The organism is Paraburkholderia sp. (genome assembly GCF_035501035.1).
In the GTDB taxonomy this organism is placed as follows: Bacteria; Pseudomonadota; Gammaproteobacteria; order Burkholderiales; family Burkholderiaceae; genus Paraburkholderia.
This window is the reverse complement of the sequence record NZ_DATJWR010000104.1, coordinates 1-23,278: the sequence shown is the minus strand read 5'-3', so window position 1 is coordinate 23,278 and position 23,278 is coordinate 1. Positions and strand designations below refer to the sequence as shown.

At 63.1% G+C, this 23,278-nt stretch carries 17 protein-coding genes and 1 pseudogene; 14 read left to right on the top strand and 4 right to left on the bottom strand.

Annotated features, from left to right (window positions below):
- Window positions 1–160: 160 nt before the first annotated feature.
- The 3 genes from VMJ11_RS07700 (at window position 161) to VMJ11_RS07690 (ending at window position 5,613) form a co-directional block, all read left to right on the top strand.
- Complete coding sequence (locus VMJ11_RS07700) at window positions 161–1,504, top strand: MFS transporter (protein WP_414694332.1); 1,344 nt, start codon at window positions 161–163, stop codon at window positions 1,502–1,504.
- A gap of 570 nt (window positions 1,505–2,074) precedes the next feature.
- Window positions 2,075–2,857 (top strand): substrate-binding periplasmic protein, encoded by a 783-nt coding sequence (locus VMJ11_RS07695; protein WP_325618561.1) that lies wholly within the window; start codon window positions 2,075–2,077, stop codon window positions 2,855–2,857.
- A gap of 8 nt (window positions 2,858–2,865) precedes the next feature.
- Window positions 2,866–5,613 carry a bifunctional diguanylate cyclase/phosphodiesterase gene (locus VMJ11_RS07690; protein ID WP_325618555.1) on the top strand — a complete coding sequence of 916 codons (2,748 nt, stop codon included), beginning with the start codon at window positions 2,866–2,868 and terminating at the stop codon, window positions 5,611–5,613.
- 99 nt (window positions 5,614–5,712) lie between these two features.
- Here VMJ11_RS07690 and VMJ11_RS07685 read toward each other — a convergent pair whose 3' ends face one another.
- On the bottom strand, window positions 5,713–6,852 hold the full coding sequence (locus VMJ11_RS07685; RefSeq protein WP_325618553.1) for an iron-containing alcohol dehydrogenase: 1,140 nt from the start codon (window positions 6,850–6,852) through the stop codon (window positions 5,713–5,715).
- Between the two features lie 173 nt (window positions 6,853–7,025).
- Between VMJ11_RS07685 and VMJ11_RS07680 the strand changes: the two genes are divergently transcribed.
- The 6 genes from VMJ11_RS07680 (at window position 7,026) to VMJ11_RS07655 (ending at window position 12,378) form a co-directional block, all read left to right on the top strand.
- On the top strand, window positions 7,026–7,961 hold the full coding sequence (locus VMJ11_RS07680; RefSeq protein ID WP_325618551.1) for a LysR family transcriptional regulator: 936 nt from the start codon (window positions 7,026–7,028) through the stop codon (window positions 7,959–7,961).
- Between the two features lie 116 nt (window positions 7,962–8,077).
- On the top strand, window positions 8,078–8,599 hold the full coding sequence (locus VMJ11_RS07675; protein ID WP_325618548.1) for a 2,4'-dihydroxyacetophenone dioxygenase family protein: 522 nt from the start codon (window positions 8,078–8,080) through the stop codon (window positions 8,597–8,599).
- Window positions 8,596–9,333 (top strand): SDR family NAD(P)-dependent oxidoreductase, encoded by a 738-nt coding sequence (locus VMJ11_RS07670; RefSeq protein ID WP_325618546.1) that lies wholly within the window; start codon window positions 8,596–8,598, stop codon window positions 9,331–9,333. Before VMJ11_RS07675 ends, VMJ11_RS07670 begins: the two co-directional genes overlap by 4 nt.
- A gap of 55 nt (window positions 9,334–9,388) precedes the next feature.
- Complete coding sequence (locus VMJ11_RS07665) at window positions 9,389–10,690, top strand: MFS transporter (protein WP_325618544.1); 1,302 nt, start codon at window positions 9,389–9,391, stop codon at window positions 10,688–10,690.
- Between the two features lie 26 nt (window positions 10,691–10,716).
- On the top strand, window positions 10,717–11,445 hold the full coding sequence (locus tag VMJ11_RS07660; RefSeq protein WP_325618542.1) for an SDR family NAD(P)-dependent oxidoreductase: 729 nt from the start codon (window positions 10,717–10,719) through the stop codon (window positions 11,443–11,445).
- A gap of 117 nt (window positions 11,446–11,562) precedes the next feature.
- Complete coding sequence (locus VMJ11_RS07655) at window positions 11,563–12,378, top strand: IclR family transcriptional regulator (protein WP_325618540.1); 816 nt, start codon at window positions 11,563–11,565, stop codon at window positions 12,376–12,378.
- A 388-nt stretch (window positions 12,379–12,766) separates the two neighbouring features.
- Here the strand turns inward: VMJ11_RS07655 and VMJ11_RS07650 are convergent, their stop codons facing one another.
- A complete protein-coding gene (locus tag VMJ11_RS07650) occupies window positions 12,767–12,973 on the bottom strand; it encodes a hypothetical protein (RefSeq protein ID WP_325618538.1) in 207 nt (68 codons plus the stop codon).
- A 492-nt stretch (window positions 12,974–13,465) separates the two neighbouring features.
- On the opposite strand from VMJ11_RS07650, the gene VMJ11_RS07640 reads away from it, so the two are divergent.
- On the top strand, window positions 13,466–13,849 hold the full coding sequence (locus tag VMJ11_RS07640; protein ID WP_325618536.1) for an ATP-dependent protease: 384 nt from the start codon (window positions 13,466–13,468) through the stop codon (window positions 13,847–13,849).
- Between the two features lie 89 nt (window positions 13,850–13,938).
- Here VMJ11_RS07640 and VMJ11_RS07635 read toward each other — a convergent pair whose 3' ends face one another.
- Entirely contained in the window at window positions 13,939–14,874 is a 936-nt protein-coding gene (locus VMJ11_RS07635) for a LysR substrate-binding domain-containing protein (protein WP_325618534.1), read from the bottom strand.
- Window positions 14,875–15,009: 135 nt separating this feature from the next.
- On the opposite strand from VMJ11_RS07635, the gene VMJ11_RS07630 reads away from it, so the two are divergent.
- The 4 genes from VMJ11_RS07630 to VMJ11_RS07615 all read left to right on the top strand — a co-directional run bounded on the left by VMJ11_RS07630 (window position 15,010) and on the right by VMJ11_RS07615 (window position 20,704).
- On the top strand, window positions 15,010–16,407 hold the full coding sequence (locus tag VMJ11_RS07630) for an FAD-binding oxidoreductase (RefSeq protein WP_325618532.1): 1,398 nt from the start codon (window positions 15,010–15,012) through the stop codon (window positions 16,405–16,407).
- A gap of 452 nt (window positions 16,408–16,859) precedes the next feature.
- Window positions 16,860–18,305 carry a DEAD/DEAH box helicase gene (locus VMJ11_RS07625; RefSeq protein WP_325618559.1) on the top strand — a complete coding sequence of 482 codons (1,446 nt, stop codon included), beginning with the start codon at window positions 16,860–16,862 and terminating at the stop codon, window positions 18,303–18,305.
- Window positions 18,306–18,770: 465 nt separating this feature from the next.
- A complete protein-coding gene (locus VMJ11_RS07620) occupies window positions 18,771–20,450 on the top strand; it encodes a putative bifunctional diguanylate cyclase/phosphodiesterase (protein ID WP_325618530.1) in 1,680 nt (559 codons plus the stop codon).
- 17 nt (window positions 20,451–20,467) lie between these two features.
- Complete coding sequence (locus VMJ11_RS07615; protein ID WP_325618528.1) at window positions 20,468–20,704, top strand: hypothetical protein; 237 nt, start codon at window positions 20,468–20,470, stop codon at window positions 20,702–20,704.
- 18 nt (window positions 20,705–20,722) lie between these two features.
- On the opposite strand, the pseudogene VMJ11_RS07610 reads toward VMJ11_RS07615, so the two are convergent.
- A pseudogene (locus VMJ11_RS07610) lies at window positions 20,723–23,278 on the bottom strand (excinuclease ABC subunit A); the annotation flags it as partial.

Below are 23,278 nucleotides of genomic sequence, written 5' to 3'. Positions count from 1 at the left end.
GCCGCGAGACCAGCGCCTCGACGCCTCGCAACTCGAACGCGCGCGCCCTTGAACTAGCCGGGCAAAGCCCGGCCACACCACGACGAAGTAGCGGGAACGGTCTGCTTCGCAGCGAGACCGTTCAATGACTTATGCAAAAGGAGACACCCCCGTGCCAACCATGACCCAGATTGCGGACTCGCCAGCCGCCGTCAACGAAGCCGAAGAACAGTTGTACCGCAAGGTACTGAAGCGCATTCTGCCGCTCCTGCTGCTGTGCTACGTCGTTGCCTACCTGGACCGAGTCAACGTCGGCTTTGCGAAGCTGCAGATGCTCGACTCGCTTGGCCTGAGCGACAGCGTCTATGCCGTGGGCGCAAGCATCTTCTTCTGGGGATATTTTCTTTTCGAAATGCCGAGCAACCTGCTCCTTCACCGATACGGCGCGCGCTTCTGGATCGCCCGCATCATGGTGACATGGGGCATCGTTTCTTCGTCGCTCGCGTTCATCTCGCCGCTGGCGAGTTTTTTCCACGTCGAAACGTCGACGATGTTCTACATCCTCCGGTTTCTGCTGGGCGTTTGTGAAGCCGGCTTCTTCCCGGGCATCATCCTCTATCTGAACTACTGGTTTCCGGCACGGCGCCAAAGCATTGCGATGTCCGGATTCCTGATCGCCATTCCGGTGAGCCTCACGCTCGGCGGCGTCATCTCCGGGTGGCTGATGGAGAACACCCACGGCCTGCTCGGTTTGGGAGGCTGGCAGTGGATGCTGTTGCTCGAAGGCGTTCCCTCGATACTCGTCGCATTCGTCGTGTTCTTCCGCATGGGTGACGGCATTCAGTCCGCGCAATGGCTCACGGCATCCGAAAAGGCCGTGCTGCAAAGGAATCTGGAGCAGGAAAGCGCGAAAAAGACGCACAGCGTCGCAGCGGCGCTCAAGAGCCCGCGCGTCTGGCTGCTGACCTTCATCCTCCTCACCTTCAACACCGGGTTCTATGGGCTGGCGTTCTGGCTGCCTTCCATCATCAAGGCATCCGGCGTGAAGAGCACGTTCAATATCGGCTTGCTGACCGCCATTCCCTATCTCAGCGCGGTCGCCGCAATGATCTGGAACGCGTCCCACTCGCGCAAAACCGGCGAGCGCCGGCTGCACGCGGCAATTCCCGCCTGTATTGGCGGAGTCGGCTTGATTCTTAGCGCGCTCTTCGCGAACAATGTGCCGGTTTCGATCGTATTCCTGACCATTTCGACGTGCGCGATTCTCGGCCTGATGCCAATCTACTGGACGTTTCCGGGGCAGATCCTCTCGGGTACGGCGGCGGCGGCGGGTATTGCGCTCATCAATTCGGTCGGCAACCTGTCGGGCTTTACCGGCTCGATGATCACAAGCGTTGCGAAAGACCTGACCGGCGACATCAACAACGGGACTTATGCGCTGGGCGCCTGCCTCCTCGTCAGCTGCGTCCTCATTCTGGCGATTCCCAAGAGCATGCTGAACAAGGATACGGCCGAACATAGCTGAGCGGTTCCCGAATACGCCGTTTGACGCTCTAGCTCCGCTATCCGGCGAAGCCCACGCCGGCCGCCCCCCGCGCCGTCGCCACCGTAACACCTGGCGCCGTCGCGTGCGGCTTCGCGAAACAAGCCCCACGGCGCAAGCCCTCGCGCCGCGCGGCTACATGCCATTGCCGGCTGCCGGCACCTGCCCGGCAGCCCCTGCCCTCTCCGTCTCTGCGTACGCGAAACGGCCATCCCCCTGACTGACGAACACAGCGCTCGCATGCAAATGCGCTGGCTGTTGTTCAAGCTTCCCGGTTTATTTGACAGTTAGTTGCAACTCAACCATCGCTGCCCCGAAAGCTTTCAAAAAAATAACTCCGGCCGACCTCAAGATTGGCGATGCGCTGCCGATAAGGCGTACAGAGTGTTTTTCGCCCGGCACTGCCACGCCAAGAGGAAAGGCATGTGCCTGGCGGCCAGCGAAAGGGAACAGCCAGGGCCACAGCAAACCCTTTCGCCGACGCTGCTACGAGCGCGCTTTTCAAACAGATTGAACGTGCTTTTCAGGTCACTCTCATACAACGGAGAAACTGTGATTCGAAATTGCCTTGGGGGGCTGCTGCTGGCGCTAGGCTGCCTTGGCACCGCAGTTGCCGCGGGCCCCGATTGTTCGCGTTCGTATACGTTGGCCTTGCACGACCACGGCCTGCTCTACTCCGTCGACACGGACACCGGAATCGACAAGGACTTCGCCGACGAACTGGCGCGCCGCAGCGGCTGCCAGATCCGGGTGAGCCTGATGTCGAGAGCCCGCATCTGGAAGCTGATCGAATCCGGCGCGCTGGACTTCAGCCTTTCGGGCATCGCCAATGACGAGCGCAATCAGTACGCGGACTTCGCCTGGTATTTCAGCAACAAGTACTACCTGCTGGTGCGCAAGGATTCCGGCATCCATCAGTTGGCCGATTTCGAGCACAACGATAATTTTCAGCTGGGTGTGATTCGCAGCTTCCGGTACAGCGAGTCTGCCAACCGGCTAGTCGATTCACTGTCGGCCGAAAACCGCGTGAGCCAGGCGGGCGGCCTCGAGCCGCTGTACCAGGCGCTCACGCTCGGGCGCATTCAGGGGATGATCATCGAGCCTTTCGACTACCCCGCAATCGATGAAAAGAAGATTCGGGACGTGACAACGATCGTGGAGTTCGACGACCCACCCATTCCGCATGGCCTCATCATGTCTAAGAAAGCGCTTTCGCCCGAGGAGCGCGAAAAGTGGCGCGCACTCGTCAATGAAATGATCGCGGACGGCACCGTCCGGCGTATCTTTCTGAAATACTTCAAACCCGACCTCGTCGATTCCATGGTCCCCTTCTAAACGCCGCCATGAACCGGACGCGCCTCGTTCTGCTCCCGCTACTGATTCTCGCCACGGCGCTCGGCGTGACGTGGGCGCTATGGAATCACGAGCGCGAGGCCGCCCGGCATGAACTGCTGCAGCAGTTCGACTTTTCGCTCGGCGATGTGGTGAGCCGTATCGAGCAACGCATGGGCACCTACGAGCTCTTGCTGCGCGGCGTGCAGGGCCTGTTCGCCGCCAGCGCAGAGGTCGAGCGCGACCAGTTCCGCGCCTACGTCGAAGCTCTCAATGTCGACGCGAACTTTTCCGGCATACAGGCCATCGGCATCATCGCGTGGGTGCCGGGGGCACAAAAGGCCGAACATGTCGCGACCATGCGTCGGCAGGGGCTGCCGGGCTACACGATCGAGCCCGAAGGCCAGCGCGAAAACTATGCGCCCATCGTTCAGCGCGAGCCGTACACCGGTGCCAATCGCGCGTCGCCCGGCTTCGATGCCTGGGTCGACCCCGTCAGGCGGCGCGCCATGGAACAGGCGCGCGATTCGGGCATGGCAACCCTTTCCGGAAAGGTTCGCCTCGCCGTGGACACTGGGCCCGACGCCAGCCCCGGTTTCATCATGTACATGCCCGTCTATACACGCGGCCAGGCGCCGGAAAACGCAGCCGAACGCCGTAAGCGCCTGCTTGGCTGGGTTTATGCCTCCTTCCGCATGCGCGACGTCATCGCCAGTCTGTACGGCGAGGAACCGCCCGGCCTCTCCATCGCCATCTACGACGGCGTGGAGAGGTCGCCTCAGGCGCTGCTCTACAGAACGTCCGGCGCACCCGGCCATCATGTCCCCACGGACCTCGCCGCCAGCGAATATCTCGTCGTCTGCGGGCACGACTGGACGCTGAACATGGCCGCCCGCGAAGGATTCAAGGCCCGTTTCGGCCGGGACGCGGCGTCGCTGATCGCGATCACCGGCACGGGCCTGAGCCTGCTGCTCGCGCTGCTCGCGAGGCTGCTCATGACTCATCGCAGCCGCGCAATACGGCTTGCCTCGTCCATGACGAAGGAGTTGCGCGAGAGCGAGGAAAAATTCCGGGCGATTGCCGACTGCACGGTCAACTGGGAGATATGGTGGTCGCCCGAGGGCAAGCCGCGCTGGATCAACTCGGCGGTGGAGCAGTATATCGGCTACACCGTCGAAGAGTGCATGGCCATGGACAACTTCGCATGCACCGTGATCTATCCAGGCGACATCTCCCGTGTCGCGCCCGCGTTCCGCATGGCACAGCACGGTTCTCGCGGCGACAACCTCGAGTTTCGCTGCGTGCGCAAGGATCGATCGTTGATGTGGCTTTCCGCGTCCTGGGTTCCGATCACCGATTCGAAAGGAGAATTCATCGGTTTTCGCACGAGCGGGCGCGACATCACCGAGCGCAAGATCGCCGATGAGCGAATCAAGGAGCTGGCCTTCTTCGACGCGCTGACCGGTTTGCCCAATCGCACGCTGCTGCTGGATAACCTGAAACAGGCCATCGCGACCAGCGCGAGGCACAACACCAGCGGCGCCCTGCTGTTCATCGATCTGGATCACTTCAAGACGCTGAACGATACATTGGGACACGACAAGGGTGACCTGCTGCTGCAGGAGGTGGCCAGGCGCCTGGCGGCGAGCCTGCCCGCGGGCGACACCGTAGCGCGAGTGGGCGGCGACGAATTCGTTGTCGTGGTGGGAAACCTGAGCGCCGAGCGCAACGAAGCGGCAAGGCAAACCGAAGCCCTTGGAGAGACGATTCTCTCGGTCCTCGGGAGTCCGTATCGTCTTGGCGAAATCGACTACCGCAGCACGGCAAGCCTTGGCGCCACCGTGTTCAAGGGGTATCAGGCATCGACCGACGACCTCATGAAGCAGGCCGACCTGGCCATGTACAAGTCCAAGGAAAGAGGACGCAACGCCGTGCGCCTCTTCGACCCCGACATGCAGACCGTCGTGATGGAACGCGCGACGCTCGAAGCGGCGCTGCGCGAGGCCATCGAAAGCGAACAGTTCCGGCTTCACTACCAGATGCAGATCGACGGCGACCGCGTAACCGGCGTCGAGGCACTGGTGCGCTGGCAGCACCCCGAACGCGGGCTCGTGTTCCCGGCCGATTTCATCCCCGTGGCGGAAGATACTGGGCTGATCGTCGAGCTGGGCAGTTGGGTGCTGTACGCGGCCTGCACGCAACTGGCTCGATGGGCAGCGCGGCCCGACACGGCGCATCTGACGATTGCCGTCAATGTCAGTGTCCAGCAGATCCACCAACCCGACTTCGTGGACAACGTGCTGGCCACGATCCATCGAACCGGCGCGAGACCGGACAGGCTGAAACTCGAGTTGACGGAAAGCGTGCTGGTGAACAACGTGCAGGACATCATCGAGAAGATGGAGGCGCTGAAGGCCAAAGGCATCGTCTTCGCGCTCGACGATTTCGGCATCGGCTATTCTTCGCTTTCCTACCTGAAGCGCCTGCCGCTGGACCAGCTGAAAATCGACCGCTCATTCGTGCGCGATGTTCTCGTCGACCCCAACGACGCAGTGATCGCCAGAACCATCGTGGCGCTCGCGCACAGCCTTGGCCTTGGCGTGATTGCCGAAGGCGTCGAAACCGAGGCGCAACGCGCCTTCCTCGCCTCGGCGGGATGCTACGCCTACCAGGGCTACCTTTTCTGCCGCCCGGTTCCCGTCGAAGACTTCGAGGCCATGCTGGTGGCACTCGAGGCACGCCAGTGCTTCGCCGGGTAGCCGCGCCACGCGCCGAACGTCATCTAGAACGTCGTGCAGGCGCGAGGCGTGGCGGCCGCTGTGCCTCCCGCCCTGCTTGAAGTCGCAGGAGGCGGCCGGTCACATCGACGCTTCGAGCATGGCGCGGTAATCGTCTTCGGAAGCGTCGCGAGGATTGGTCTTGTGGCTGTGGTCCTTGAGTGCGCCCTTGATGATGTCCGCAAACATGGCGGACGTGACACCCAGTTGCCCAAGCCCCGCCGGCAAGCCAAGCCGCTCTGTCATTGCCCGCACCGCCGGCGCCACCTCGGCGCCGCTGCCAAGCCCCATCGCCGTTGCCATGCGGTTGAGCTTGTCCTCGTCGCGAACCGTTGAGGCATCCTTATTGAACCCGAGCACGGCAGGCAGAAAAATCGCATTCAGCGTGCCGTGATGCAAACGTGGATTGATGCCGCCAAGCGAATGGCTCAGGCTGTGCACGCAACCCAGCCCCTTCTGGAACGCGAGCGCGCCCTGCATCGACGCGCTCATCATGTTCAGCCGCGCCACGCGGTCGCGCGGCTCACGCGTCGCGCGCTCGATATGGCGCCATGCTCGCCAAAGCCCATCGAGCGCGATGCCGTCCGCGGGCGGATTGAACAAGGGCGAAAGGAAAGTCTCCATGCAATGCGCGATGGCGTCCATGCCCGTCGCCGCCGTCAACGCGGGCGGCAGGCCCAGCGTCAGTTCAGGATCGCAGATCGCCGCGCGGGGCACGACGAAGGGAGAAATCACGCCGACCTTGCGGCCGTCGTCGAGTATGAGAATCGCGCCACGGCCCACTTCGCTGCCCGTGCCCGCTGTCGTGGGCACCGCGATGACCGGAGCCGTCTTCGCCGTGATGTTCGTCGCCCCGCCCTCGATCACGGCGAATCGTTGCAGCGGACCTTCGTGCGTCGCGCAAACGGCAACGCCCTTGGCCAGATCGATCGACGAGCCGCCGCCCACCGCGACGATGCCGTCGCAATCGCCCGCACGGTATGCGGCCACGGCCTCGCGCACCGCAGCCTCGTTCGGATTCGGCGGCGTGCCGTCATAGATCGGCACCGGTGCGATGCCCGCCAGCGCACCGAGGACAACGTCGATGATGCCCGCCGCGTGCACGCCCTTGTCCGTGACGATCAGCGGTCTGCGCATGCCCACGCGCTCGCATTCGTCCTTGAGCAGACGGATGGCGCCGAAATCGAACTGAATCTGTGTGATGTAGTTGATGAGGGACATAGGAATGAGCGTCAGTTATAGCGAAGTCAATCGTTGCGACTGCAAGCACTGTCGACCAGTACGTGAACGTCGTGATGCCGTTGCACAGCGTGCCGTTTTGGGCCAGTATAGGGAGGCGCCCACCAGGCGGTAATTGAGAAGAATTAATACAGGTATAACTTTCCCTCAACCCAATGACCCCGTCGCTCAATTCGATCATCTCTCGCCTCCACCTGAAACAACTGCGGCTTTTGATTGCCCTTGGCGATCACGGCTCGCTGCTGAAGGCCGCACAGCAGGTCGCGCTCACGCAGCCGGGCGCGAGCAAGGCGCTGCAGGAGATCGAAACGACGTTCGGAACGCCCCTCTTCAATCGCACCAACCGCGGGCTCGAGCCCACCGAAGCCGGGCACTGCGCCATCCGCTATGCACGCCTGATCCATACCGATCTCTCGCACCTGCGCGAGGAGCTCGTGGGACTCTCGCGTGGCCACGGAGGGCGTGTAGCGGTGGGGGTCATCATGGGCGCCGTGCCGCTGCTCACCGATGCGATTTCCACGCTGATCGTCGAGCATCCGGAAATGTCGGTCGAAATCGTCGAGGATACGAGCGCCACGCTCCTTAGCCTGATCGATGCCGGAAGGCTGGACCTCGCGATCTGCCGCACGACGGTCAGTCAAACGCCGCAGCACTACGACACCACGAAGCTTCAGGATGAGACGCTTGCCGTCATTGCCAACGTGCGCCATCCGCTGCGGCGCGCGAAGAAGCTCACGCTACACGACATGGCGAAGTATCGATGGGTGGTCTACCGGGCGAACATGCCCATGCGGCTTTTGCTCGAGCGCGAGTTCCGCGACGCCGGAATCCGCTTTCCCACGCATCTGCTCGAAACGACCTCCGCTTTCGCCACGCTCGCCCTGCTGCAGGGCAATCCTTCGTTCGTCGCGCTGGTTTCCATCGACGTCGCGCAGTTCTTCGCACGCCAGGAGATGGCCTGCATCCTTGCGCTGAACCTCGCCTCGCGCAGCGAACCTTATGAGCTGGTCACGCGCAAGGGAGCGCCGCTCTCGCCCGCGGCACGACTGCTGATGCAAGCGTTGGGCGGCGAACCCGGAACCGAAGGCTAACGTGCCGCCGGCCTGGCTCGGGGCAAACCCTGGCATTGACCTTAATCAAAATTCTCCCGCACAATCAACCATATCGTGGACTTCATGTCCATATTGTGGACAAAAGAGAGCAACCGATGTCGGACAAAACCTACTCCCCCATGACGCCGTACCAGCTACCGTTCCCCAAGGAAGCGCAGCAGGAAATCGTCGTCCCCATGGCCATTCCCACCGACGAACGCGTCTGGGTGCCGCAGGCGGAAAACGTCTGGTTCCGCCCGCTCTGCCTGAACACGGCGCAGGGCTACTGGATGAACCTGTTGCGCGTACGCAAGTCAGGTGTCCTTAGCAGGCATCGTCACCCTCAAGCCGTTCACGGCATGGTGCTCAAGGGCCGCTGGCGCTATCTGGAGCACGACTGGGAAGCCACCGAGGGCAGCTACGTGTTCGAGCCGCCGGGCGAAACGCATACGCTCTACGTCCCGGAAGACGTCGAGGAAATGATCACGTATTTTCAGGTGAACGGCGTGATGTTCTACTGCGATCCGTGGGGCAACTACACGGGCTACGAAGACGTGTTCACGAAGATCGACATGTGCCGCAAGCACTACGCGGCAGTTGGACTCGGCGAGGACTACGTGGATCAGTTCATTCGATGAGCCGCGCCCAATACGACTTTGAGGGGCGCGTAGCCGTCGTGACGGGCGCCGCGGGCGGCATTGGCCGCGCGATCTGCAGCGCGTTCGCGCGCGGCGGCGCACGCACGGTCAACTGGGACCGCATTCCCGGCACGCTCGACGCTCACACGGCGCCCCGTCATGTCGAAGTGGACGTCACACGCCCCGAGACGATCGAAGCCGCGCTGGCCGCCACGCTGTCCGAGTTCGGGCGTATTGATTACCTCGTGAACAACGCGGGCTTCGCCGGTTCGACGGTTGCGCTCGACGCCTACGATCCCGCCGAATGGCAGCGCATCGTCGAGGTCAACCTGCTCGGCACCTATCACGTGTGCCGCTTCGTGGTGCCAGTCATGCGCCGCGCAGGAACGGGGCGCATCGTCAACGTGGCGTCGCTCGCAGGCAAGGAGGGCACGCCGAACGCGTCCGCTTACAGCGCGGCCAAGGCCGGCGTGATCGCGCTGACCAAGTCGCTGGGCAAGGAGCTTGCGCAAACGGGCATTCTCGTCAACGCAATTGCGCCCGCCGCCGTGGAAACGCCGTTGCTCGCCCAGATGTCGCCCGCGCACGTGCAGACGATGATCGACAAAAGCCCGCTCAAACGCCTCGGCACAGTCGATGAAGTCGCCGACCTTGCGCTCTGGCTTTGTTCGGATTCCTGCACGTTCAGCACGGGCGCAGTTTTCGATCTTTCGGGAGGCCGCGCCACGTATTGATTGACGAATAACCGCCCCCCGACCACACACTAGAACAGCCATCAGGAGACGAGCCATGCCCCAAAAACCGAAGCGGCTCAAACGCACCCAGACGATCGCCATCGCCTTTCTGACGATAGCCGGCATCGTCAATTATCTCGACCGCAGCACCCTGTCCATCGCCAATCATTCGGTGGCGCAAGAATTGCACCTGAGCAGCTCGGAAATGGGCCTGCTGCTTTCGGCCTTCTCGCTCGCCTACGCGTTCGCGCAGTTGCCGGTCGGCGCGCTGCTCGACCGCTTCGGCTCACGCGTGATGCTCGGGCTCGGCATGCTCGTCTGGTCGCTCGCGCAGGTGACCGGCGGCTTCATCCAGACGCTCAATCACTTCCTCGCCGCGCGCGTCGTGCTGGGTATCGCCGAGGCGCCCCTCTTTCCTGCGGGAGCCAAGGTCATCCACGAATGGTTCGCCGTGCGCGAGCGCGGCGCGCCAACCGGTACGTTCGTGTCGTCCTCGACCATCGCGCCCATGATCGCGCCGCCGCTCCTCACCGTGCTGATGCTCTCGTTCGGCTGGCGCCCCATGTTCATCATCATGGGCGTGCTCGGCGTGCTCGTCGCGATTGGCTGGTATGTGGTCTATCGCAACCGCGATCAGGTTGCGCTCACCGCCGAAGAAACCGCCTGGCTCGAAGACGGCGCCACCGAAGCACCGCAGAAGAAGGCCCTGAGCTTCGCCGAATGGGGCACGCTGCTCAAGATGCGCAATACGTGGGGCATGATTTTCGGCTTCATGGGCGTGATCTACATGGTGTGGCTCTATCTCACCTGGCTGCCGGGCTACCTCGAGAAGGAACGTCACATCAGCATTGCGCATACGGGCTGGCTCGTCGCGATTCCCTATGTGTTCGGCACGATCGGCATGGCAAGCAGCGGCTTCATTTCCGACTACCTGCTCAAGCGCGGCCTGCCGGCCATTCGCAGCCGCAAGTGGCCGCTGTGCGTCGGCCTGATCGGCGCGGCCGCGTTCACCGTGCCCGCCGCGTACACACCGAGCACCGCACTCGCCATCGCCTACGTTTCGGCCGCGATGTTCTTCGTGAACATGTCGAGCGGCGCCGCCTGGGCGCTCGTGAGCGTGGCCGCGCCGCGCCACCTCGTGGCCTCGCTCGGCAGCATGCAGAACTTCGGCGGCTATTTTGGCGGCTCGTTTGCGCCGCTCATCACGGGTATCGTCGTCGACCAGACGCACTCGTTCGTGAATGCCCTGCTCATCAGCGCAGCCGTCGCGTTTGCCGCCGCGTTCGTGTATCTCTTCGTCGTCAGGGAAGTCGCGCCCGAGGGCGCGAGCCACGCGGCCGCCACCCAACCCACCTGATTTCGACTTCATTCGCACTACGCATCATGACATTCAAGGACAATCTTCTGCAGGGCAAGGTCGCGCTCGTGACGGGCGGCCTCTCCGGCATCGGCGCGGCTATCGCCAACCGGCTCGCGCAGCTCGGCGCACGCACCGTGGCTGCTGGCCTGCCGCCGCCCGCCGGAACGCCCGAAGCGCTCGGCCCTGGCGTGCAACGCGCAACGCTCGACGTGCGCTCCTCCGATGACGTCGCGCGCGTGATTGGCGGCTTCGAACGGCTCGATATCGTCGTGAACTGCGCGGGCGTGATCAGCCGCGGCGAGGAGCATCAGATCGAAGTGTTCGAGCGCGTGCTCGACATCAATCTCAACGGCACGATGCGTGTGTGCGCAAGCGCGCGCGAGTTGCTGAAGGCGTCGCAGGGCTGCATCGTCAACACGGCCTCGATGCTGAGCTTTTTCGGCGGCGGCCTCGTACCGGCGTACAGCGCGAGCAAGGGCGGCGTGGCGCAACTCACACGCTCGCTCGCCATTGCCTATGCGAGCGATAACATCCGCGTGAACGCGCTCGCGCCAGGCTGGATCGCGACGCCGCTCACCCAGGCGCTGCAGGACGACGACGGGCGCTCGCAAGGCATTCTCGAACGCACGCCGATGAAACGCTGGGGGCAGCCCGAGGAGGTGGCGAATGTCGCCGCGTTCCTCTGCACGCCTGCGGCTTCGTTCATGACGGGCGCGATCGTGCCCGTCGACGGCGGCTATTTGTGCGCATGATGCAGCCGTGAACGCGGCGCCCCCGGACGCCACGAGGCCCGCGCGTGCGCGCGACGCCGTAGTCCGGGGCCCGCGATTGCGGGCATAATGGCGCCACATGTGCCCGTAAGCTTTCCGATGCCCACCACCGAATCCCCCGCTGTTTCTCAACCCGACGACACCAAGGCTGTCGCGGGCGCGGCCGCCTTCTCCAAGTTCATGGCCGTGCTCCAGCTCATTGCCGACGCCGGCACGCCGCCGAACATCGCGAAGCTCGTGGCGGCGAGCGGCTATCCGCGCCCAACCGTGCACCGCATCGTGGCCGCGCTGCAAGCCGAAGGGCTCGTAATGACAGTGGGCAGCGGCAATACATTCGCACTCGGCCCCCGGCTCGTGAGTCTCGCGAGCCGCAGCTGGGAGCGCTCCGACCTGCGCATCGCCGCCGTCGATGCGCTCATGGAACTGCGCAACACCACCTCCGAAACGGTGCACCTCGCCGTGCCGAGCGACGGCGCGATGGTCTACATCGAGAAGCTCGAAAGTCCGCACGCCGTGCGCATGGCGTCGCGTATCGGCACGCGCGTGGCGCTCACGTCGAGCTCGGTCGGCAAGGCGTGGCTCGCCACCCTCACGCCGGCCGAACGCGAGCCTTGGCTCTTGCAGGCGCCGCGCGTGCGCTTCACCGAGCACACGATGACCGACCTCGACGCGATCCGCCGCGAGATCGAGCTCACGGCGCAACGTGGCTATGCGGAAGACCGTGAGGAGAACGAGCAATCGATCTGGTGTTACGGCGCGGCGATCCTCGGCGCCGATGGCAGTGCGGTGGGCTGCGTGAGTATCAGCATGCCGATGTTTCGCCGCGAAGCCGACGCGCAGCGCTGCTACATCGAGCCGCTGCTCGCGGCATGCCGCACGATTGGCGCACGGCTCGGCCCGGTCTGCCCGCGCTGATGTGGCCGTGAAGGCCCGATGAAGCGCCAGCGCCGGCTGCTCCTTCGCTGCCGCAGGACAACCACCTTCGAGGCCGCTTAGGCCCAGAATGCTGCCGGACAGCCGATGCGTTCGACTCGGCCTTTGCTGTCGTTGGGCCGATCGCCGGCGAAGGGGGCGCTATCGGTGGCCCTGCGGTCGTTGGACCGCCGTGCGGCGCTATGTGAGCGCACTAGAGGACTACACACGGCGCGAACCGTTCGCCTGGGCCGACCTGTTCGCGGCGTGCGAACCGTGCTTTTGCTGGCTTACTGCAACCCCTCGCTACGGTCGACGTGACGCTTGCCGTTTGAGTCAAACCACGCGAGCCGCGGCAGGCGCAACGTCCAGGCCGGCAACGTCGCATTTTCTAGTATTCCTTAATTAATCGGGCCAACGACTCTGCCTCCCGTGCGACGGCTTCGTCTGCCGATACACCGTCACTTATCCATAGCTGGACGGTATCCACGAACGCCTCTCGTGCCGCGCCGCACAACTGGGTTATGCGAATTCTATAAACACCATCGAAGCTGAACACCTCCAGACGCCCCTCGTACTCACGCGCATAGAATTTCATCGTTCGCTCCTTGAGTCGCCGCCGTGCGTACCTTCGATGCTCCGCGTATCGCAACCGCGCCTCGGCGTGGGAGTTTTACCGGTACGTCGACATTTGATGCGCTGCGGCCTCCTCCGCTCACTCACCCGCGCCCAAGCGCTCCTCCAGGGTGGTCGACATCGACATGGCACACCTCCTGTCGAATGCGTAGAAGAAAGCCAGCCGCCAGTAATCCCTTCAGAATAGTTCACGCGCGAGCGAATATCCCGCCGGCATCGCCGCCGTAAATGCGCAGTACGAAGACCTGGCGGCAGGGTTCTATGGTGACGGGTCATAGCGCACTTTCCTCAGCGCCGAAAGCTCGCTTTGTCGTAGCGCCTTCGTCGGGTGTGCGTTGATTCTAAGCGCAGCCGGTCACGACACTGCGTTGGGCATGTCGCACCATCCGGATTCACGGCACCCGCCCGGATGCGGCCCGCGCGATACTAGGCAACCGGCAACGTGAGATATGGGATGACAACTACATTCGACGAGGCAACAACGGCGGCGATCGCCGCGTTTGCCCAACTGGACTTCTACACGGCTGTGCAGGCGATGCGCGCCGAGGCCGATTACGACCGCGAACGGGACCTGTGGATCTCGCGCTACATCGACGAGCACGGCGGCGGAGCGGACGATGCGGCATACGACGCCTTGCACGCGCAGGCCCAGGCAGCCCCGGAATACGCGCAGTTCGGCGATGCCGTTCGCAGGGAAATCCAGGAATACTTCGGCGTGGCCGACGATCAACTGGACTGGGTCGTCCTGCTGCGCAATGACGACAGCGATGAGCTTTGGGCGGAGGTCAACCGGCAGCGGAACGTGCTGGGAACGGGTGAGGTGCGCGGAGATCTCTGATCATCGCTTGTCGGTGTGTCGCGAAGTTCGCCGGATCGTTCCGGAGCCTGCCAGGCAACATGTCGATAAGCCAACATGGCGGTTGATTTTCAAAGGAATCTGAGCCGCTCCTCAGTGCGACGCGCGCAGACCACCCACTGTACGAAGGCGCGAACTGCGCTGGACCTCGCATGCTCCGCAAGATGGGCGACGTAGAAACCGTAACCAGGCAACGCAAACGGATGCACTGTCACGAGCGCGCCGCTCAGCAGTGCCCGCTCCAGTACGATGGCGCTGCACAGCGCGATTCCCTGGCCGGCGAGTACAGCGTCGATCGCATGGAGTTCTTCCCGAAAGCTCAAATCACGCCTGTTCCGAAGAGACGTGAATGCCGCTACCGGAACACCCGAAGCAGAAAACCAGCGCGACCAGGAAGGCGCATCGGGATCTCCGTTCGTCCACTCGTAATGGATCAGAGGAAATCGAAGCAGGTCTATCGCCTCAATCGGGCATGGCTTTTCTGTTCCGAGGAGGCCGGGGCTAGCCACAGGGAAGAACGCATCTCGCGCGATCTCCTTACATACCAGACCTTTTGGCGGCGAACGTGCGTAGCGTATCGCCACGTCCGCTTCGCCGGCCTCCAGGTCGAGGACTGCGTCGGTACCGATGATCTGCAGGGGAATGTCGCGGTGAGACTCGTGCCATAGCGACAGCCGCGGAACCAGCCAGCGACTCGTGAAAGCGTTCGGGCTGGTGATCCGCAGCGCGCGCGTGCTGCCCATTTCGGCAACCGTGAAGAGGGCATCGGCGAATGAATCGAATCCCCTGCGCAGTGCTGGATACAGAAGTTGTCCGGCATCGGTGAGTCGAATGGGTCTTGGCCGCCGCGCAAAGAGTTGCCTGCCACACGCTTCTTCCAGCGTGCGGATCTGGTGACTCAGGGCCGTCGGCGTCACGTTGAGTTCATCCGCGGCGTCCTTGAAACTGCGATGCCGCGCAACCGCCTCGAACGCCTGCAGCGAACGCAGAGGGGGCAACTTTCGCATCTATTCAGTCTAGATGAAGTTTTCTCATCTGAAAGGTGAATTCTTTCATTTTGCTTTGACGACTGGGAAATGAAACCATCAGGCGATCAACCCTTGAATTTCGGCTTGAGCGCCAGCGGATGCGAAGGAGGCAAGATGAGCACGCAAACAGAGGCGTCGCACGTCCAGAAGGACGAAAGAGACGCTGCCTCGCGGCAGTTCCAGCAACTCCATGACACGCTTCACGGCACGCTGATCCTGCCCCGGGATCCGGCTTACGACGAGGCGCGCCGGGTGTGGAACGGGACAGTCGACAAGCGGCCAACAATGATCGTCTATTGTGCCGACGCTGACGACGTGGTTGCAGCCGTGCGCTTTGCCGGGTCGATTGATTCGCGGGTTGCGGTGCGCAGCGGCGGTCACAACGTGGCGGGCCTTTCAGTCTGCGACGCCGGTATCGTCATCGACCTTTCCCGGATGAAACAGATCGAAGTCGACGCTGACCGGCGCGTTGTGCGTGCGGAGGCTGGCCTCAACCTCGGCGAGTTCGATCGAGCCACCATGGCCTACGGCCTCGCGACGACAACGGGTGTGATCAGCGACACGGGCATTGCCGGCCTGACGTTGGGCGGCGGCTTCGGCAAACTCGGCCGCAAATACGGGCTGACTTGCGACAACCTCGTCGCCGTCGAAATGGTCACTGCCGACGGGCAAAAGCTGTTGGCGAGCGACAGCAAACATTCCGACCTGTTCTGGGCCGTCCGGGGCGGTGGAGGCAACTTCGGCATCGCGACAGCTTTTCACTTTCGGCTTCACCCGCTTGATCCCGAGTTGCTTGTCTGCTCTCTGCTTTACCCGTTCGAGCAAGCGCGCGCGGCACTGCGCTTTTATGATCAGTTTGCGCGCAACGCGCCGGACGAGCTGAGCGCAGACGCTGCATTCGTCGCCAATCCTTCCGGCGAGCGATTCTTCAGCATATCGGCTTGCTATGTCGGCGCCCCGGAGTCCGGTCTACAGGTTCTCGAGACACTGATGAAGTCAGGCCCTCCCGCCGACTGCCGTCTCGAGCGCATGCCCTACCTCCAGATTCAATCGAACGGCGACAGCGTGTTTCCGCGAGGCCGGAGGTACTACTGGAAAGCACAGTTCCTGAAAGCGATCGACGATGGCGCGATCGACGCCGTAGTGAGCGCCTATGAACGCTCGCCTTCGCCGTCATCGCTGCTGGTCTTTCAGCATGTAGGGGGAGCCATTGCCCGCGTCGCAGGGTCCGCGACCGCGTACCCGCATCGCGACGCCAACTTTGACTGCTTTCCCGTCGCCACCTGGGACGAGGAAGCGGAAGATGCCGTGAACGTCCAATGGGCGCGCAGCATATGGGAAGCGTTGAGGCCGTATTCATCAGGAGGCGTCTATGCAAACAACCTCGGTGATGAAGGTGACGAACGCGTGAAGGAAGCCTATGGCGACAATTATTCGCGGCTGGCTTCCATCAAACGCCAGTACGATCCGGATAACTTCTTCCGCATGAATCAGAACATTGCTCCCGCGTGAGCAGATTCACCTCGCGCGCAATATCCGGCATACAGCGCTTTCGTGCTGTCCCTCGCTCGAAGAGGGGCTCAATAGGACTCGTTGGTCGCACGCTGGATGCGATGTCCGCGATACGAATCAGGACAGTGCAAATATGAAGTTGCAGATCGATCGGCAAAAGCCTGATGGTGCTGTCCCGATAACGTAAACGAAGCGATAGAGCTCATAAATGAGTAGGAATACTTATATTCGCAAAAAATAGCCTGATAGAACTCCGTCCTTAATTCAAGCCGCTAGCGGCGATGCAGGTGCGCGCGTGGCGGCTTGCCCGGCCACATGTGCGCTTGCTGTTGATGCAATTGAGGCTGGCGCTGGCGGCGGTGCTGCGCCCCGGTGTCTCACAGTACAGCTTGCCGGCGCGGCGCGATCAGGCAGCAACCGGTAAAATTGCGGTTTTAGCCCGGAATACGCCAATGTCTTTTGCCTCGCTTGGCCTGATCGATCCCTTACTGCGCAATGTGCAGCACCTCAATTACCAGACACCTACGCCGGTGCAGGCCAAAGCGATTCCTGCTGTGCTCAGTGGCCGTGACCTCATGGCCGCGGCACAGACCGGCACTGGCAAGACGGCGGGGTTTGCGCTGCCCCTGTTGCAACGGCTGGTGCAACACGGACCGGCGGTGTCGAGCAACCGCGCGCGTGTTCTGGTGCTGGTTCCCACGCGTGAACTGGCTGAACAGGTGCTGCAAAGCTTTATTGCTTACGGCAAAGGCCTCGACTTACGATTTCTGGCCGCCTACGGGGGTGTGAGTATCAACCCGCAGATGATGAAGTTGCGCAAGGGCGTGGATGTGCTCGTTGCCACCCCGGGCCGTTTGCTGGATCTCAATCGCCAGAACGCAGTGCAGTTTGATCAAGTGCAAACGCTGGTGCTGGATGAAGCCGACCGCATGCTGGATCTCGGATTTGCGCGCGAACTCAACGCTGTCTTTGCTGCCTTGCCCGCCCAGCGCCAGACCCTGTTGTTCTCTGCCACGTTTACCGATGAAATCCGCACCATGGCGGCGGGCATTCTGCGCGGCCCGGTCAATATCAGCGTCAGCCCGCCCAACGCCACGGCCAGCAAGATCAAGCAGTGGGTGGTGACGGTGGATAAAAAGAACAAGCCTGACCTCTTCATGCACCTTGTGGCTGAGAACAACTGGGAGCACGCGCTGGTGTTCGTCAAGACCCGTAGTGGCGTGGACTACCTGGCGGCCATGCTGGACGATGCGGGCTATTCGGTCGACACCATCCACGGCGACAAACCGCAACCCGCGCGTCTGCGTGCGCTGGAGCGCTTCAAGACGGGCGAAGTGCAGATGCTGGTAGCCACCGATGTGGCTGCGCGCGGGCTGGACATCGACGACCTGCCACTGGTGATCAACGTGGATCTGCCTATCGTGGCGCAAGACTATGTGCACCGTGTTGGCCGTACCGGCCGCGCGGGCGCCAGCGGCGTGGCGGTGTCCCTTGTGTGTGCCGATGAAGCACCACAACTGGCCGCGATTGAAGCGCTGATCCGGCAAACGCTGCGCCGTGAAGAGGAGCCGGGTTTTGAAGCCGAACACCGCGTGCCGCAAACCAGCGCGACGGGCCAGCTCATCAAGAAACCCAAAAAGCCCAAGAAGTCCAAAGTACCGCAAGCTGCACCGGGCTCCATGCAGGTGCCCAGTAAGAAGCCGCGCCCGCAAAGTGGCGAAAACAAACTCAAGCCTGCGGCGCAGCGCGCTGTGGCCGCGGGTAAAGGCACAAGCTTGTCCAGCGGTAGCCCGTTCAGCGTGCAAACGCCACGCAGCAAACCCGCCAGCAAGGCAGGTGCCGGTTCACGCAAGCCTGCTGGCAAACCCGCAGGTGGCCGCGGCAAACGCCAACCCTGATCCATGGGATGAGTCACGCCAGCCCTGGATCGGGCTGGCGGGTTACGGTCCACTGGCAGACAGCGGCGCGGCTTCGGCATGCATCGGGTCGGCGGGTAACGGCGCGCTGACTCCGGGATGCATCACATCTTCGGGGCCGAACGGATGTTGAAGGCGTGCGTAGCGAGCGTGCAATGGAGGTCGTCTCTGGCTCGGCTCATCGCCAACTAGCGCTTTGAGTCGGTTTCGGGCAGCCGCGTTTGGCAGTAGGCGGCCAACGGGCGTCATTCGATGCCGCCGGAGTTCGGACATTGAGGCGTCCGGTCCCCTCCTCGGAGGGGTCATACCCAGAACGGCACACGTGACCTGGCCGCGCAGAAAAGCTATCGGTTCCCAAACATGCCAACTTCCTCTTACGATACGCACTGTTCGCGATTGCAGACATATCGGGACCGTTGCAGCGGTCGATGGAGGGCGGGGAAGGACGTGGAAAGTTTTCAAATACTCGATCACATCACGGACGGCATCATGGCGCTCGACCGGGAGTGGAAGTTTCGGAACATCAACCGGACCGCTGCCCGGCTCCTGAAGCGTCGGTCCGAGGACCTGCTGAGTCGCGAGATCTGGGCCGAATACCCAGATCTCATTGGGTCGAGCTACGAAGCAGCCTATCGGCAGGCGGCCGAGACCTGCATGCCCAGCACCGCGACCGACTTCTACGCGCCGCTAGGTACCTGGTTTGAGGTGCGTGCGTTCCCATGCGACGACGGCATCGTCGTGCTGGTTCGCGATGTCACCGAAGCGCGCGCGATCTCCGAACGTTTGTTGCGCCAAGCCACGCATGATGAACTGACCGGCCTCCTCAACCGCCGGGAACTGCTGCTGCGCCTTCGCAATCTGGTCGACGAAGGCGCGGCCGCTTCTGTCGATCTGCTCTTCATCGACCTTGACCGCTTCAAGGATATCAACGACTCGTTTGGCCACGCGGCGGGCGATGAAGTGCTGCGTGTCATCGGCGAGCGTCTTTCCGACATGTTTACCGAAGGCGCCCATGTTTCGCGCATCGGCGGTGACGAATTCGTAATTTTCCTCGTCGACGCCCCCGAGGGCGAGGCCGCGCGCGTCGCGCGCGACGTCACAATACGCATGCGCGAGCCAATTCAGACGCTGGACGTGCGGGCCTCGGTGAGCGCGAGCATCGGCGTGGCGCGCTACCCCGTCTCGGCATCGAATGCGGGCGAGCTGCTGCGTAATGCGGACACCGCGATGTATCACGCGAAGCGCGCGGGCGGTTCACATGTGTGGTCGTTTGGCAAGGAGGATGCGCAGCGCCTCTCGTATCGCCGGCGGCTGCGCGCGGATCTGGAGAGCGCGAGCGCCGCGCGCCAGTTCGAACTGCACTACCAGCCACAACTGGACCTGCATACTGGCCGCGTCTACGGAGCCGAGGCGCTTCTGCGATGGAACCATCCGCAACTGGGGCTGCTCACGCCGGCCAACTTCCTCGACGTGCTGCTTGAATCGCCGGCCTACGAGGCGACTGGCGACTGGCTAATTCGCCTTGCGTTCCGGCAGGCGGCGAAATGGCAGGCGGCGAACCGCATGCCGTTCAAGGTCGCCGTCAATCTCTCGGCCACGACGATCCAGAACTGCGATCTCGCCGCACTGGTTTCGGAAGCGGCCGAGGCGGCCGGCGTATGCGCTTCCGCACTCGACATCGAGGTGACGGAGACGGCCGTCATGAGCGACTTCGCCGCCGCGTCGCGCGCGCTTTCAGCTGTACGAAAGCTCGGCGTGACCGTCTCGCTCGACGATTTCGGCACCGGCTACTCCAGCCTCGCATACCTCACACGGCTGCCTGTCGATCGCATCAAGATCGACAAGTCGTTCGTGCAGGAGCTCACTGCTAAGGAGACCTGTCAGCAGGCACGCGCGATGGTCGAAGCGATGGTGGCACTCGCGCGCGCGCTGGGCATGAGAACGGTCGCGGAAGGCATCGAGACCGAAACGCAATTCGTCCTCGTCAAAGGACTCGGTTGCGATGCCGTGCAGGGATATTTCATTGGCAAGCCCGTATCGGCAGCGTGCATCGAACCTTACGCCGAGACACGGTTCGGGCCGGCTGGAGCTTCGTCGTTGCACGACGCAGGAAGCGGATCGCGCTAGCGGTCATCAGTGCGGTCATGAATGACTGTTTGTGCACTTGCAAGCGCCCCTACTGCAACATAGGACGGGGTCTGCTGCACGTCATCGAGGAGTACGTACACGAGCAACTCGACGATGGCCGCATCGGGCGCGCACTCGACGCATGGTGTCCGAGCTTCCCTGGTTTCTGTCTCTACACGGCGAGCCGCGCGCTATTGCCGCTCAACCTGCGCGCGCTGATCAACTTCCTGAAAGACAAACGCGGGGCTCGCTAGCGTACACGCTTCCTTCTTTCATGCTACGAGGTGCTGCCGCAGATACTCGGCGGTGCGGCTTTCCTTCGCGCGCACGACTTGGGCCGGTGTGCCGCTCGCCACGATCTTCCCGCCGGCGTCACCGGCGCCCGGGCCGACGTCGACAACCCAGTCGCTTTGTGCGGCCACCCGCATGTCGTGCTCCACCACGACGACGGTGTTGCCGGCATCCACGAGTCCCTGGAGTTGCACCATCAGCCGGTCGACGTCGGCGGGATGCAGTCCGGTGGTCGGTTCGTCGAGGATATACAGCGTGTCGCCGCGTTGCGCGCGTTGCAGTTCCGTGGCGAGCTTGATGCGCTGAGCTTCGCCACCGGATAATTCGGTGGCGGGCTGACCGAGCCGCAGATAGCCGAGGCCGATGTCACGCAGCACTTTCAATGCGCGCATCACGCTGGCTTCGTCGGCGAAGAAGTCGCAGGCGGCGTCGACGGTCAAGCCGAGCACCTCGGCGATGTTCTTATCGCGCCATGTGACTTCCAGCGTCTGCGTGTTGTAGCGCGTGCCGTCACAGGTCGAGCAGGGCGCATAGACGCTTGGCAGGAACAGTAGTTCGACGCTGACGAAGCCCTCGCCTTCACACGTCGGGCAACGGCCTTGCGCCACATTGAACGAGAAGCGGCCCGCGCCGTAGCGACGCTTGTGAGCCAGTGGCGTGTCGGCGAACAGCTTGCGCACGTGGTCGAAGAGGCCCGTGTAGGTGGCGAGATTGGAGCGCGGCGTGCGGCCGATCGGTTTCTGATCGACGCGCACAAGGCGGCGCAGCGCATCCATGCCTTCGGCAATGCGGCCGCCGGTCGGTACGCTCGCGCCCGCGAGCAACGGGTCCTGCTCGTCGTCGTCCGGGTTTTCAAAGACGCGTCCAAGGTGGCTAGCGACCAGTTCCGGCAACGCCTGGCTCACGAGGCTCGATTTGCCCGAGCCCGACACGCCCGTGACGGCAGTCAGGCAGCCGAGCGGCAACGCGACGTCCAGCCCATGCAGATTGTTGCGCGTGATGCCGGCGAGCCGCAGCCAGCCAGCCGGTTCGCGCGTCGCGCGTGCGACGGGCGCGGGCGGCGCAAACAGATGCCGGCGGGTATGTGACGCTTCGACATTCGCGAGGCCGGCGGGCGGCCCGCTATAGACTACATGGCCGCCGGCTTCGCCGGCCGCAGGACCGACATCGACGAGCCAGTCGGCGCGCCGCATCATCTGCAGATCGTGTTCGACGACAAACAGCGAATTGCCCGCGGCCTTCAGGCTCTGCAGCGCGCTGAAGAGCGCTTCGGCATCCGCGGGGTGCAGGCCGGCCGATGGCTCGTCGAGCACATACACGACGCCGAACAACTGCGACGACAACTGCGTGGCGAGTCGCAAGCGCTGCAGTTCGCCGGATGACAGTGTGGGCGTACTGCGCTCCAGCGCGAGATAGCCCAAACCCAGATCGACGAGGGTCGTCAGGCGTTCGAGCAACTCGGCTGCAATGCGTTGCGCGGCGACGCGTTTTTCCTCGGACAGGTTGGGTGTGCGCCGCACGTCGGGCGAGGCTTTATGCGCGGACCCGCCTGCGGCGATCCGTTTATCGACGGCATCGCGCATGGCGCTCCTGCTGAGCACGCTGCCTTTGCCGGCGTCTTTGCCCGAATGAGCGGCATCGGGCTCGGGCCATTCGCCGCGCGCGATCGGTTCGAGCATCTCGGCAAGTCTGGCTAGTGGCAACTGAGCGAACGCGCCGATATCGAGCCCGGCGAATTTCACCGACAGCGCTTCCTTCTTGAGCCGCTTGCCATGACAGGCCGGACAGACGCTGCCAATCATGAATTGCGACCGCGTTTTTTCATCAGCGCGCTTTGCGTGTTCGCGAACGTGTGCAGCACATAGCGGCGTGCACCGGTGAATGTCCCTTGATAGCTTGGTTCGTCCTTGCGCTTGAGCGCGGCACGCGTTTCTTTCGGCGTGAGTCCGGCGTAGACGGGCGCGGTCGGCTGTTCGTCGGTGAAGAGAATCCAGTCGCGGTCCTTCTTCGGCAAATCGCGCCACGGTTTATCGACGTCGTAGCCAAGGGTCACCAGAATGTCGCGCAGGTTTTGTCCGTGCCAGGCGGGCGGCCATGCAGCGATTGCGCGCTCGCGAATGGTCAGCGAGTCGTCGGGCACCATCGATTGCTCCGTGACCTCGTACACGCGGCCAAGTCCATGGCAAGTCGGACAGGCGCCTTGCACCGTGTTCGGCGAGAAATCCTCGGCGAACAGCATGGGCTGCTTCGGCGGGTAGTCGCCCGTGCGCGAATAGAGCATGCGCACGAGACTCGACAGCGTGGTCACGCTGCCAACCGACGAGCGCGCGCTCGGCGTGCCCCGCTGCTGCTGCAACGCGACCGCGGGCGGCAGGCCTTCAATGGCGTCCACTTCAGGCACGCCGACCTGCTCGATCAGGCGCCGGGCATACGGCGCGACCGACTCGAAATAGCGCCGCTGCGCTTCGGCGTACAACGTGCCGAATGCCAGCGACGATTTGCCCGATCCGGACACGCCAGTGAAGACGACCAGCGCA

Excerpts from the sequence above, each read along its gene's own strand:
- VMJ11_RS07700 (WP_414694332.1), top strand. The coding sequence starts at position 161 with ATGACCCAGATTGCGGACTCGCCAGCCGCCGTCAACGAAGCCGAAGAA.
- VMJ11_RS07690 (WP_325618555.1), top strand. The coding sequence starts at position 2,866 with ATGAACCGGACGCGCCTCGTTCTGCTCCCGCTACTGATTCTCGCCACG.
- VMJ11_RS07685 (WP_325618553.1), bottom strand. The coding sequence starts at position 6,852 with ATGTCCCTCATCAACTACATCACACAGATTCAGTTCGATTTCGGCGCC.
- VMJ11_RS07680 (WP_325618551.1), top strand. The coding sequence starts at position 7,026 with ATGACCCCGTCGCTCAATTCGATCATCTCTCGCCTCCACCTGAAACAA.
- VMJ11_RS07675 (WP_325618548.1), top strand. The coding sequence starts at position 8,078 with ATGTCGGACAAAACCTACTCCCCCATGACGCCGTACCAGCTACCGTTC.
- VMJ11_RS07670 (WP_325618546.1), top strand. The coding sequence starts at position 8,596 with ATGAGCCGCGCCCAATACGACTTTGAGGGGCGCGTAGCCGTCGTGACG.
- VMJ11_RS07665 (WP_325618544.1), top strand. The coding sequence starts at position 9,389 with ATGCCCCAAAAACCGAAGCGGCTCAAACGCACCCAGACGATCGCCATC.
- VMJ11_RS07660 (WP_325618542.1), top strand. The coding sequence starts at position 10,717 with ATGACATTCAAGGACAATCTTCTGCAGGGCAAGGTCGCGCTCGTGACG.
- VMJ11_RS07655 (WP_325618540.1), top strand. The coding sequence starts at position 11,563 with ATGCCCACCACCGAATCCCCCGCTGTTTCTCAACCCGACGACACCAAG.
- VMJ11_RS07650 (WP_325618538.1), bottom strand. The coding sequence starts at position 12,973 with ATGAAATTCTATGCGCGTGAGTACGAGGGGCGTCTGGAGGTGTTCAGC.
- VMJ11_RS07640 (WP_325618536.1), top strand. The coding sequence starts at position 13,466 with ATGACAACTACATTCGACGAGGCAACAACGGCGGCGATCGCCGCGTTT.
- VMJ11_RS07635 (WP_325618534.1), bottom strand. The coding sequence starts at position 14,874 with ATGCGAAAGTTGCCCCCTCTGCGTTCGCTGCAGGCGTTCGAGGCGGTT.
- VMJ11_RS07630 (WP_325618532.1), top strand. The coding sequence starts at position 15,010 with ATGAGCACGCAAACAGAGGCGTCGCACGTCCAGAAGGACGAAAGAGAC.
- VMJ11_RS07625 (WP_325618559.1), top strand. The coding sequence starts at position 16,860 with ATGTCTTTTGCCTCGCTTGGCCTGATCGATCCCTTACTGCGCAATGTG.
- VMJ11_RS07615 (WP_325618528.1), top strand. The coding sequence starts at position 20,468 with ATGAATGACTGTTTGTGCACTTGCAAGCGCCCCTACTGCAACATAGGA.